At 56.7% G+C, this 12,582-nt stretch carries 11 protein-coding genes; 8 read left to right on the plus strand and 3 right to left on the minus strand.

All coding sequences use genetic code 11. The annotated features are described in order from the left end of the window. Window positions 1-21 precede the first annotated feature (21 nt). The 5 genes from greB to feoC all read left to right on the plus strand — a co-directional run bounded on the left by greB (window position 22) and on the right by feoC (window position 6,156). The gene (greB, locus tag MC50_RS06470; protein ID WP_032690445.1) at window positions 22-495 is read left to right on the plus strand and encodes a transcription elongation factor GreB; all 474 of its coding nucleotides are present in this window, start codon (window positions 22-24) and stop codon (window positions 493-495) included. Window positions 496-596: 101 nt separating this feature from the next. Next, window positions 597-2,927: a Tex family protein gene (locus tag MC50_RS06475; protein WP_032690444.1), complete on the plus strand. Its 2,331-nt coding sequence runs from the start codon at window positions 597-599 to the stop codon at window positions 2,925-2,927. Between the two features lie 407 nt (window positions 2,928-3,334). Then, window positions 3,335-3,562, plus strand: a complete 228-nt coding sequence (gene feoA, locus MC50_RS06480) for a ferrous iron transporter A (RefSeq protein ID WP_004868486.1) — start codon at window positions 3,335-3,337, stop codon at window positions 3,560-3,562. A gap of 29 nt (window positions 3,563-3,591) precedes the next feature. Then, entirely contained in the window at window positions 3,592-5,910 is a 2,319-nt protein-coding gene (gene feoB, locus MC50_RS06485) for a Fe(2+) transporter permease subunit FeoB (RefSeq protein WP_047663540.1), read from the plus strand. A gap of 9 nt (window positions 5,911-5,919) precedes the next feature. After that, window positions 5,920-6,156, plus strand: coding sequence for a [Fe-S]-dependent transcriptional repressor FeoC (feoC, locus tag MC50_RS06490; RefSeq protein ID WP_032690442.1), 237 nt, complete (start codon window positions 5,920-5,922; stop codon window positions 6,154-6,156). 63 nt (window positions 6,157-6,219) lie between these two features. Here the strand turns inward: feoC and MC50_RS06495 are convergent, their stop codons facing one another. After that, window positions 6,220-6,489: a YdgH/BhsA/McbA-like domain containing protein gene (locus MC50_RS06495; protein WP_004868491.1), complete on the minus strand. Its 270-nt coding sequence runs from the start codon at window positions 6,487-6,489 to the stop codon at window positions 6,220-6,222. A 109-nt stretch (window positions 6,490-6,598) separates the two neighbouring features. Beyond that, window positions 6,599-7,381: a pimeloyl-ACP methyl ester esterase BioH gene (gene bioH / locus MC50_RS06500; protein ID WP_032696903.1), complete on the minus strand. Its 783-nt coding sequence runs from the start codon at window positions 7,379-7,381 to the stop codon at window positions 6,599-6,601. A 37-nt stretch (window positions 7,382-7,418) separates the two neighbouring features. Between bioH and gntX the strand changes: the two genes are divergently transcribed. The 3 genes from gntX to gntT all read left to right on the plus strand — a co-directional run bounded on the left by gntX (window position 7,419) and on the right by gntT (window position 10,389). Next, on the plus strand, window positions 7,419-8,093 hold the full coding sequence (gntX, locus tag MC50_RS06505; protein ID WP_072009551.1) for a DNA utilization protein GntX: 675 nt from the start codon (window positions 7,419-7,421) through the stop codon (window positions 8,091-8,093). Window positions 8,094-8,151: 58 nt separating this feature from the next. After that, entirely contained in the window at window positions 8,152-8,727 is a 576-nt protein-coding gene (nfuA, locus tag MC50_RS06510) for a Fe-S biogenesis protein NfuA (RefSeq protein ID WP_032690439.1), read from the plus strand. Window positions 8,728-9,072: 345 nt separating this feature from the next. Continuing rightward, window positions 9,073-10,389: a gluconate transporter gene (gntT, locus tag MC50_RS06515; RefSeq protein ID WP_032690438.1), complete on the plus strand. Its 1,317-nt coding sequence runs from the start codon at window positions 9,073-9,075 to the stop codon at window positions 10,387-10,389. Window positions 10,390-10,493: 104 nt separating this feature from the next. On the opposite strand, the gene malQ is transcribed toward gntT, so the two are convergent. Then, window positions 10,494-12,581, minus strand: a complete 2,088-nt coding sequence (gene malQ / locus MC50_RS06520) for a 4-alpha-glucanotransferase (RefSeq protein WP_032696906.1) — start codon at window positions 12,579-12,581, stop codon at window positions 10,494-10,496. Between the last annotated feature and the right edge of the window lies 1 nt (window position 12,582).

The raw sequence follows: 12,582 nt of genomic DNA on the forward strand, positions 1-12,582 counted from the left end.
AATCAGAAGGTAGAACGATAAATGAAAACGCCGCTGATCACCCGTGAAGGGTATGAAAACCTTAAAAAAGAAATGGATTATTTGTGGCGTGAAGAGCGTCCCGAGGTCACCAAAAAAGTGACCTGGGCGGCCAGCCTTGGCGACCGTAGCGAAAATGCTGATTACCAGTACAACAAAAAACGTCTGCGTGAAATCGACCGCCGGGTACGCTATCTCACCAAATGTCTGGAAAATCTGAAAATCGTCGATTACTCCCCGCAGCAGGAGGGCAAAGTGTTTTTCGGCGCGTGGGTTGAAATCGAAAACGATGATGGCGACACCAGACGCTTTCGCATCGTCGGTTACGATGAAATTTTCGGACGTAAAGACTACATCTCTATCGACTCGCCGATGGCCCGCGCGCTGCTGAAAAAAGAGGTCGGCGACCTGGCGGTTGTCAACACGCCCGCCGGCGAAGCCAGCTGGTACGTCAACAATATCGAATATGTGAAATAGCGCGTCCGGAACAATCTGAGAGCCTCGTGTCACGACTGGCATTTTGCCGTGCCAGTCCGTATAACTATCCCCTGATTTTCGATCCACAAGATGAAATAGACATGATGAATGATTCGCTCTGCCGCATTATTGCGGGTGAACTTCAGGCCAGGTCTGAACAGGTAGAAGCTGCCGTTCGCCTGCTTGATGAAGGGAACACCGTGCCGTTTATCGCACGCTATCGTAAAGAAGTCACCGGCGGTCTGGATGACACGCAGCTGCGTAATCTGGAAACCCGCCTTGGTTATCTGCGTGAACTGGAAGACCGTCGTCAATCCATCCTCAAGTCGATCGGCGAACAGGGCAAGCTGACCGATGCGCTGGAAAAGGCGATTACCACCACGCTGAGCAAAACCGAGCTCGAAGACCTTTACCTGCCCTATAAACCGAAGCGCCGTACCCGCGGGCAAATCGCCATTGAAGCCGGACTGGAGCCGCTGGCGGACCTGCTATGGAACGAACCGTCCCACGATCCGGAAACAGAAGCCGCGAAGTTTGTCGATGCCGATAAAGGCGTCGCCGATACCAAAGCCGCACTGGATGGCGCGCGTTATATCCTGATGGAGCGTTTTGCTGAAGATGCCGCGCTGCTGGCGAAGGTGCGTGACTACCTGTGGAAGAATGCGCACCTGGTTGCCACGGTGGTGAGCGGCAAAGAAGAGGAAGGGGCAAAATTCCGCGACTACTTCGATCACCACGAGCCTATCGCTACCGTCCCTTCGCACCGCGCGCTGGCCATGTTCCGCGGCCGTAACGAAGGCATCCTGCAGCTGGCCCTGAATGCCGACCCGCAGTTTGACGAGCCGCCTAAAGAGAGCCACTGCGAACAGATTATTATCGACCATCTCGGTTTACGGTTGAACCACGCCGCAGCCGACAGCTGGCGCAAAGGGGTTGTCAGCTGGACATGGCGCATCAAGGTACTGATGCACCTGGAGACCGAGCTGATGGGCACCGTGCGTGAACGCGCGGAAGATGAAGCCATCAACGTGTTTGCCCGTAACCTGCACGACCTGCTGATGGCCGCCCCCGCCGGGTTGCGCGCCACGATGGGCCTCGACCCGGGTCTGCGTACCGGCGTGAAAGTCGCTGTGGTAGATGGCACCGGTAAACTGGTTGCCACAGACACCATCTATCCGCACACCGGACAGGCTGCCAAAGCGGCGGTTGTCGTCGCAGCGCTGTGTGAAAAACACAACGTTGAGCTGGTTGCTATCGGCAACGGCACCGCCTCCCGCGAAACCGAGCGCTTCTTCCTCGATGTGCAGCAACAGTTCCCGAAAGTCACCGCGCAGAAAGTGATCGTCAGCGAAGCCGGGGCCTCCGTCTACTCGGCTTCCGAGCTGGCGGCCCTGGAGTTCCCGGACCTCGATGTTTCTCTGCGCGGCGCTGTTTCAATCGCCCGCCGTCTGCAAGATCCGCTGGCCGAGCTGGTTAAAATCGATCCGAAGTCCATCGGCGTGGGCCAGTACCAGCACGACGTCAGCCAGTCACAGCTGGCGCGCAAGCTGGATGCGGTGGTCGAAGACTGTGTTAACGCCGTCGGCGTGGATCTGAATACCGCATCCGTGCCACTGCTCACCCGCGTAGCGGGCCTGACGCGGATGATGGCGCAGAACATCGTCGCCTGGCGTGATGAAAACGGCCAGTTCCAGAACCGTCAGCAGCTGCTGAAAGTCAGCCGCCTGGGTCCCAAAGCCTTCGAGCAGTGCGCCGGGTTCCTGCGCATCAACCACGGCGACAACCCGCTGGACGCCTCCACCGTTCACCCGGAAGCATACCCTATCGTCGAGCGCATTCTGGCCGCCACCCGGCAGGCGTTAAACGATCTGATGGGCAACAGCAGCGAGTTACGCAATCTGAAAGCGGCCGACTTCACCGATGACAAATTCGGTGTGCCAACCGTCACCGACATCATCAAAGAGCTGGAAAAACCTGGTCGCGACCCGCGTCCGGAGTTTAAAACCGCGAAGTTCGCCGATGGTGTGGAAACCATGAACGACCTGCTGCCGGGCATGGTACTTGAAGGTGCGGTCACCAACGTCACTAACTTTGGCGCCTTTGTCGATATCGGCGTACACCAGGATGGTCTGGTGCATATTTCGTCGCTGTCGAATAAATTCGTCGACGATCCGCATACCGTCGTCAAAGCTGGCGACATCGTGCAGGTTAAAGTGATGGAGGTCGACCTGCAGCGTAAACGCATCGCACTGACCATGCGTCTGGACGAGCAGCCAGGCGAGAGTAACGCCCGGCGCGGCGGCGGGAGCGATCGTGCGCAGGGCAACCGCCCGGCGGCGAAGACGGCTAAACCGCGCGGCCGTGAGGCGCAGTCAGCTGGCAACAGCGCCATGATGGACGCGCTGGCAGCGGCCATGGGTAAAAAACGCTAATCTTTTCCCGGCCCCTCATTGCAGGGGCCATTTTCCCGCCCTTATTCTCTGACCCCGTGTTGGTATACTCCGAAAACCGATTAGCTCCGGTTAATACAGGCGAGTAAATAAGTTATTTATTAAGATTTCATTTTGTTAACCAATGAAACCTTAATTACACATTAAATGACAAAATAAATATTACCCTTATTTATCGCTACAGTGCAGACCTTGCGTCATATCAAAAAAACAGTATATTTCCGGCAAATGTCGATTATTAAACCATTTATGTATTGATGATAAAAACCATTATCATTATCATCATTCATAGTAAATATATCTTCTTCTCCGTTGACTATGCTCCCCGGTGCTGCGCGATGACCGCACACGGTAAACTCTCGTTCAGTTAGCGATTACAGGTAGGCCCTATGCAATTCACTCCTGATAGTGCGTGGAAAATCACGGGTTTCTCTCGCGATATTAGTCCGGCTTATCGTCAGAAACTGTTGTCCCTTGGAATGCTGCCAGGATCCTCTTTTAATGTGGTCCGCGTCGCGCCGCTCGGCGATCCCGTGCATATCGAAACCCGGCGTGTAAGCCTGGTATTACGCAAAAAAGATCTCGATTTAATAGAACTGGAAGCGGTTGCACAATAACACCTGACCCGGTACGCAGAGTCTGAAATATGAAAAAGTTAACTCTTGGTTTAATTGGTAATCCGAACTCCGGCAAGACAACATTATTTAATCAGCTTACCGGCGCCCGTCAGCGCGTCGGCAACTGGGCCGGGGTCACCGTCGAGCGCAAAGAAGGAGCCTTTACCACCACTGACCACCAGGTCACGCTGGTGGACCTGCCCGGCACCTATTCGCTGACGACGATCTCTTCACAGACCTCTTTAGATGAGCAGATCGCCTGTCACTATATCCTCAGCGGCGATGCCGACATGCTGATTAACGTGGTTGACGCCTCAAATCTGGAACGCAACCTCTATCTGACGCTGCAGCTACTGGAGCTGGGCATCCCCTGTATCGTTGCGTTGAATATGCTGGATATTGCCGAGAAGCAAAAAATCCGCATCGACGTTGACGCGCTGGCCGCCCGCCTGGGTTGCCCGGTGATTCCACTGGTCTCGACGCGCGGGCGCGGTATCGAAGCCTTAAAAATGGCCGTCGACCGCCACCAGCAAAATACGTCGCTTGAACTGGTGCACTACCCGCAGCCGCTGCTGCGTGAAGCCGAAAAGCTGGCTCAGGAGATGGCGCGGGAGATCCCGCAGCGTCAGCGTTGCTGGCTGGGTCTGCAGATGCTGGAGGGCGATATTTACAGCCGCGAGTACGCCGGAAACGCTGCGCATAAGCTCGACGATGCCCTGGCAAATCTGAGCGCGGAAATTGACGATCCGGCGCTGCATATCGCGGATGCCCGCTATCAGAGCATTGCCGCCATCTGCGATGCCGTCAGCAACACGCTCACCGCTGAGCCAAGCCGCTTCACCACCGCGATGGACAAAATCATCCTCAGCCGCGTGCTGGGGCTGCCCATCTTCTTATTTGTCATGTACCTGATGTTCCTGCTGGCGATCAACATCGGCGGCGCATTACAACCCATCTTTGACGCCGGGTCCGTGGCTATCTTTATTCACGGTATTCAGTGGCTGGGCTATACCCTGCATTTACCGGACTGGCTAACCGTTTTCCTTGCCCAGGGGCTGGGTGGCGGTATCAACACCGTGCTGCCGCTGGTCCCGCAAATCGGCATGATGTATCTGTTCCTCTCCTTCCTTGAAGATTCCGGCTATATGGCGCGAGCGGCATTCGTCATGGACCGCTTGATGCAGGCGCTGGGGCTACCGGGGAAATCCTTCGTTCCGCTGATTGTCGGCTTCGGCTGCAACGTGCCGTCGGTCATGGGCGCGCGCACGCTGGATGCGCCTCGTGAACGCCTGATGACCATCATGATGGCGCCGTTTATGTCCTGCGGCGCGCGCCTGGCGATCTTCGCCGTGTTCGCCGCCGCGTTCTTTGGTCAGAATGGCGCGCTGGCGGTCTTCTCGCTGTATCTGCTCGGCATCGTGATGGCTATCCTGACCGGTCTGATGCTCAAACACACCATTATGCGCGGCGAAGCATCGCCGTTTGTGATGGAGCTGCCGGTCTACCACGTCCCGCATATCAAAAGCCTGGTCATCCAGACCTGGCAGCGGCTGAAAGGCTTTGTGCTGCGCGCGGGTAAAGTTATCGTCATCGTCAGTATCTTCCTTAGCGCCCTGAACAGCTTCTCGCTCAACGGTAAGCTGGTGGATAACATTAACGATTCGGCGCTGGCCTCCGTCAGTCGTATTATCACGCCGATTTTTAAACCGATCGGCGTGCATGAAGACAACTGGCAGGCCACCGTCGGGCTGTTTACCGGCGCAATGGCGAAAGAAGTGGTCGTCGGCACGCTGAACACGCTCTACACCGCCGAAGACATTCAGAACGAAGCGTTTAATCCTCAGGAATTCCACCTCGGCGACGAACTGCTGGCCGCGCTGGACGAAACCTGGCAGAGCCTGAAAGATACCTTCAGCCTGAGCGTCCTGGCTAACCCTATTGAAGCCAGCAAAGGCGATGGTGAAATGGAAACCGGCGCCATGGGCGTCATGGGCAGCAAATTCGGCAGCGCGGCCGCCGCCTACAGCTACCTGATTTTCGTTCTGCTCTATATTCCGTGCATCTCGGTGATGGGGGCTATCGCTCGCGAATCCAGCCGTGGCTGGATGTCATTCTCCATCCTGTGGGGACTGAACATCGCCTACTCGCTCTCGACGCTGTACTACCAGACCGTGAGTTTCAGCCAGCATCCGCGCTACAGTCTGGTGTGTATCCTGGCGGTGGTGCTGTTTAACATCCTGGTCTTTGCTCTGTTACGCCGGGCACGCAGCCGGGTTGATATCTCTCTGCTGGCCACGCGTAAAACGCCGTCATCCTGCTGTCAGAGTCCGGCAGGCGATTGTCACTAAGGAGTCATCATGGCGTCGTTGATTGAAGTACGCGATATGCTGGCCCTGCAGGGGCGTATGCAGGCGACACAACTCAGCGCTCACCTGCATGCTCCGCAGCCGCTGGTCGAGGCCATGCTGAGTCGTCTGGAAGCCATGGGGAAAGCCGTGCGCATAACGGAAGACGCGGACGGCTGTTTGTCCGGCAGCTGCAAAAGTTGCCCTGAGGGAAAAGCCTGCTTGCAAGAGTGGTGGGCGCTACGCTGATCGCCCTTGGGCAATCAGCCTCTGAGCAATAAAACCAAAGCGGGTCCTGAGACCCGCTTTTGCTTATTTGTAGACGTCGGCGTTAGCGTGAACGGTTTTCTCGTTTTTCGAACCGGCAATCACCACAAAGTACTTGCCGCCCAGCTCATCCGCCTTCTTCGACAGATCGCGCTTTGCATCCATCGGTGACGTTGTTTTTGAGGTCGTAATGCTGCCGATTTTCGTCAGCTTCATTGACGCCACTTCATCTTTTTGAATCTCTTTCGCTGCAAACGCGCCAAAAGACAGGGACCCAATCACCAGAGATGCGACAATACCCGTAATAAGTTTCATAGCCTGAACTCTCCATAAGGTTGTTTTTATAGGCCACGGCGGCGACAGAAACGCATGCTCCCCGTGACAACCTAAGTATTGCTATGGTCGGGATTTTTGCCACAGCCGGCTAAAAATAATTGCGCAGGCGATTTTTCAACGCCACCAGCGGCTCACAGAACGCCTGCGGGTGCGAGATGAACGGCGCATGGGCCGCTTTTTCAAAGACCATAGATTCACTCTGCGGCCATAATGCATCCAGAACCGGCACAATTTTGCGCGGTACCAGGCCATCCAGTCGGCCATACAGCCGCAGGAATGGCAGGGTGATTGCGGCCAGCGGCTGGCGTAAATCGGCCGTTTTAAGGATCTCCAGTCCGCCGTTCAACACTTCTGCGGACGGCATCGGCAACGACAGCACGGTACTTTTCAACGCCCGGGCATCCTGGCGAGCGCTTTCCGTCCCCAGCGTTTGCAGCGCCAGAAACCGCTCCACGGTACGCTGGAAATCTTCGCTCAACTGCTGCTGAAAGCCACTTAGCACCTCCGCTTTGATCCCGGGCCAGTCGCCATCGGCGCCAAAACAGGGTGAGGACGCCACGGTGACCAGCGCCTGTACGCGTCCGGGGTGTTGCAAGGCAATCTGACTGGCCACCAACCCGCCGAGGCTCCAGCCCAGCCAGATAGCCTGCTCCGGGGCCTGGCTCAGTACCTGCTGTGCCATCTCTTCCAGCGACAGAGCGCCAAAGCCGCTGCTACGACCATATCCCGGCAGGTCAACCAGATGCAGCGTAAAGTGCGAGGCCAGTTCCGGCGTCACGCAATCCCATACCCTGGCATTCAGCCCCCATCCGTGCAGGAGCACAAGATGACAATTTCCTTCCCCCACGGTTTGCCACCAGATGTCGTTCATCAGTTACTGTTCTCTTTCCACCATTACGAGGTGAAATATGCTAACAGCACACAGCTTATGCTGGCTATGCCAAATGCCGGTGGCGATCGCCAGCTGGGGAATCTGCTCCTGCTGCGCGACCTCGCTGGCGCTTACCCATTCGCTTTGCCCACGGTGCGGCCTGCCTGCAGCGGTCAGCAGAGTCCCCTGCGGCCGCTGCCTGCGGAATCCGCCGCCGTGGCAACGGCTGGTGACGGTCAATGATTACCGGCCACCGCTGAGCGGTTTGATCCATCAGCTTAAGTTTTCCCGTCGCCCGGAACTGGCGTCAGCGCTGGCACGACTGCTGCTATTACGCGTTCGCCAGAGGGAAGGATTCCCTCGACCAGACCGGCTCGTCAGCGTCCCGCTATGGCAGCGACGTCAATGGCGACGAGGCTTCAATCAAAGCGACCTGCTATGCCGACCGTTGGCTTACTGGCTGCAGTGCGCCTGGCACCATGACGCTGTACGTCGCCAGCGACGCACTGCGACCCAGCACCACCTCTCTGCACGCTTGCGTAAACAGAACCTGAAAAATGCCTTTCAGCTTGAAATATCGGTGCGCGGCCTCCATATCGCCATTGTGGATGATGTCGTCACAACCGGAAGCACCGTCGCTGAAATATCCCGCCTGCTTTTGCGAAACGGCGCCGCGACGGTTCAGGTATGGTGTATATGCCGTACCTTGTAGACCCCTGCTGATGGGCGTATTATAACCAAGTAAAATAGTCAACTATTAGGCCAACGCTATGATCCGTATTTCCGATGCTGCACAAGCGCACTTTGCCAAATTGCTGGTAAATCAGGAAGAAGGGACACAAATTCGCGTATTTGTGATTAATCCCGGCACCCCAAACGCTGAGTGCGGCGTATCCTATTGCCCACCGGATGCGGTGGAAGACACCGACACGGCGCTGAAGTTTGAGCAACTGACTGCGTATGTCGACGAACTCAGCGCGCCGTATCTGGAAGACGCTGAAATTGACTTCGTTACCGATCAGCTTGGCTCTCAGCTGACGCTGAAAGCACCGAACGCCAAGATGCGCAAAGTTTCCGACGATGCTCCGCTGATGGAACGCGTTGAATACCTGCTGCAATCACAGATTAACCCGCAGCTGGCCGGCCACGGCGGACGCGTTACGCTGATGGAAATCACCGAAGACGGTCTGGCCATCCTGCAGTTCGGCGGCGGTTGTAACGGCTGTTCAATGGTCGATGTGACCCTGAAAGAAGGGATCGAGAAACAGCTGCTCAACGAATTCCCTGAGCTGAAAGGCGTGCGCGATCTGACCGAACACCAGCGCGGCGAGCACTCTTACTACTAAGTCCCCCCTCTTCCCGATGTTAAGCCCGGCGGCATTTGCCCAGCCGGGCCGCCCCTGCCGATGTTACCGCACAACATTTCCCCCTGAACCACCCGGCAAAAACCCGGGAAAGAGTATGACTTAAGTCTCATATTTAAAATTTTACCCCGACGGGTGATTCTCAACCTGCATATGTTACCCGTATCATCTCTTTCAGGCACCGCTGCTATAAAAATAGCCAGCTATCCTTTCCTACAGGAGTGATAGTCGATTTTATGGCGCCACACCGTTTGCCGGCTCAGGCAGAGCAAACGAAAAAGATTGAAATTTGACGTTACCCATAACAAATGTAAGGCCAGGTAAATTATGCCATTAGTCATCGTTGCTATCGGGGTTGCCCTGCTGTTGCTGCTGATGATCCGTTTCAAGATGAACGGCTTCATCGCTCTGGTTCTGGTGGCACTCGCCGTCGGACTTATGCAAGGTATGCCTCTGGATAAAGTCATCGTATCCATTAAAAACGGCGTTGGGGGAACCCTCGGCAGTCTCGCGCTGATCATGGGCTTTGGCGCTATGCTCGGTAAGCTGTTGGCGGATTGCGGCGGCGCTCAGCGAATTGCCACAACCTTAATCGCTAAGTTCGGGAAAAAGCACATCCAGTGGGCAGTCGTGCTGACCGGTTTTACCGTCGGCTTCGCGCTGTTCTACGAAGTGGGCTTTGTGCTGATGCTGCCGCTGGTGTTCACCATTGCCGCGTCTGCCCGCATTCCGCTGCTGTACGTCGGCGTTCCAATGGCGGCCGCGCTCTCCGTGACTCACGGTTTCCTGCCTCCGCACCCGGGCCCAACGGCGATTGCCACTATCTTCCACGCTGATATGGGTAAGACCCTGCTGTACGGTACGATTCTGGCTATCCCGACGGTTATCCTTGCCGGTCCGGTTTTCGCTCGCTTCCTGAAAGGCATTGATAAGCCGATTCCGGAAGGGCTGCACAACCCGAAAACCTTCAGCGAAGAAGAGATGCCGGGCTTTGGCGTCAGCGTCTGGACTTCACTGGTACCGGTGATCCTGATGGCGATGCGTGCCGTTGCCGAGATGATCCTGCCGAAAGGCCACGCCTTCCTGCCGGTTGCCGAGTTCTTCGGCGACCCGGTAATGGCGACCCTGATTGCGGTTCTCATCGCCCTGTTCACCTTCGGCCTGAACCGTGGGCGTTCCATGGAGCAGATCAACGACACGCTGACCTCTTCGATCAAAATTATCGCCATGATGCTGTTGATCATCGGCGGCGGCGGCGCCTTCAAACAGGTGCTGGTGGATAGCGGCATGGATAAATACATCGCCTCTATCATGCATGAATCCAACATGTCCCCGCTGTTTATGGCCTGGTCTATCGCGGCGGTACTGCGTATTGCGCTCGGTTCTGCGACCGTTGCCGCCATCACCGCCGGCGGGATTGCCGCACCGCTGATTGCCACCACCGGCGTCAGCCCGGAACTGATGGTTATTGCGGTTGGTTCCGGCAGCGTTATCTTCTCTCACGTGAACGATCCAGGCTTCTGGCTGTTTAAGGAATACTTCAACCTGACCATCGGCGAAACCATCCGGTCGTGGTCGGTGCTGGAAACCATTATCTCAGTCTGCGGCCTGGTTGGCTGTCTGCTGCTGGGGATGGTGGTGTAAGCCAGACGTCAGCATAAAAAAGGCCGGGTCCGCATACGCGACCCGGCCTTTTTGTTGGCCCTTTCTCACACCGTTTCCCCGGTATCACCGGAGAAACGGCGGCACTATTTCTTCTTAGCGACCGCTTTGCGCCGCTTATCCAGATCCTTAATCAGCTTATTCACCCGCTCATCGGCAAACATCTGCTCAAGGGTCGTGGAGAGCTTACGCCGCCAGTTCGGATATTCGCTGCTGGTTCCCGGGATATTGACCGGGGTGGCCATTTCCAGCCAGTCTTCCGGCTGTAGCCCCAACAATGCGCTGTTGCTGTCCGCAATGTAACGCTGCATACCGCGATTGAGGGTCGAGGTCATCGCCATCAGCGAGGCATTATGCCCGGCGCGTTTAGGCAGGCAGCCATATTGATGCAGCGCATCCAGTAGCCCCTGCTTCGCCAGTTCACGATCCTGATACAGGCCACGCAGAACCCCTTCATCCGGATACAGACCTAACGATTTACCCAGCGTCAGGTCTCCGCTTTCCCAGTAACCGCGCAGCGTTGGCAGGTCATGCGTTGTCGCCACCGCCATTGATTGTTCCGGATACGTCTGCGGCGCGCGGAACGTCTTCTCATGGTCATTTTCGAAATAGAGCACTTTGTAGGAATAGACGCCGCTCTTACGCAGCTTGCCGACAATCTCCACCGGTACGGTACCCAGATCTTCGCCAATCACCATACAGCGATGACGCTGACTTTCCAGTGCCATAATCGATAACAGATCATCGACCGGATACTGCACATAGGCACCGTGGTCAGCGGTTTCACCATACGGAATCCACCACAGACGCAGAACCGACATCACGTGGTCGATGCGCAAGGCACCGCAGTTTTGCATGTTGGCGCGCAGCAGCTCAATAAACGGCTCATAGGCACGGGCGACGATGATATGCGGATCCATCGGCGGCAGACCCCAGTTTTGTCCCAGCGGGCCAAGAATGTCCGGCGGCGCCCCGACGGAGGCTTTCAGACAATACAGTTCGCGGTCGCACCAGGTTTCCGAACCGCCTTCCGCCACGCCCACCGCCAGATCGCGGTACAGGCCAATCGGCATCGCGTCGTGCTGGCTGGTGTGCCAGCATTCGGCGAACTGGCAATACGCCAGCCACTGCAGCCAGAGGTAGAAACTCACCTCGTCGGCCTGCTCGGTGCAGAACGCTTTCACTTCCGGGCTGTTGATATCCTGATACGCTTTTGGCCAGGCAGGCCAGCCCCAGCGCAGCGGATCTTGCTGTACCTGCCAGGCGTGCAGGGCGTCATACGCCGCCTGCCAGTACAGGCTTTCGCCTTCACGAAGCACGAACTGGCGGAACTCCGTCATCGCCTCATCGTGACGGGCGGAAAATCGCTTCCAGGCCATGCGCAGCGCGGTCATTTTCAACGCGGTCACGGCGGTATAATCCACATCATCGGTTTGACGCGCGGCCTGTAATGCCCGCTGCGTCTCCGGCGATTGCCACCAGGCCTGCGCCTCTTTGCTCAGGCGAAAATCATCGACCGCGTTAACGTCAATATAGATAACGTTCAGCCAGCGCCGTGAGGATGGGCTGTAGGGACTGGCGCTCTCCGGGTTGGCCGGGTAGAGCGCATGAATCGGGTTAAGGCCGATAAACGCGCCGCCGCGCCGGGAAATCTCCGGCAGCATCGTGCGTAAATCGCCAAAATCGCCGATTCCCCAGTTTTTCTCCGAGCGCAGCGTATAAAGCTGTACGCAGGCGCCCCACAGTTTTTGCCCCTCTTTCAGGGCCTGTGGTTCATAGCAACGCACCGGCGTCACAATCGCCCGACAATGCCAGCGTTCGCCATCCTGAGTCAGGGTCAGCGAATGATAGCCTTCCGGCAGTTTGGCCGGCAGCGGGAGGGTCTCCCCTCCACGCACTTTGCCTTGATACTGTTTCCCCTCTTCGGTGGTGAGGATCCACTGGAATTCCCCACGACCGGCGACCGGCAGCGACATTTTCTTGCCGTGTGTGAAAACCTGCACCGGCGGCAGCGGGTCAACCGCCACTTTCGTGGCGGTTGTTGTACGATGCATCGCATCCAGCAGACGTTGTTTAGTCGCCGCAGCAATTGACTGCGGCTTACCGTGCGCATTGATGTAGTCAGGACTTATTCCCGCCGCCAGCGCGGCGTTATCAAGGCGTTTAGTCTCCATA

Source organism: Klebsiella planticola, assembly GCF_000783935.2.
In the GTDB taxonomy this organism is placed as follows: domain Bacteria; phylum Pseudomonadota; class Gammaproteobacteria; order Enterobacterales; family Enterobacteriaceae; genus Klebsiella; species Klebsiella planticola.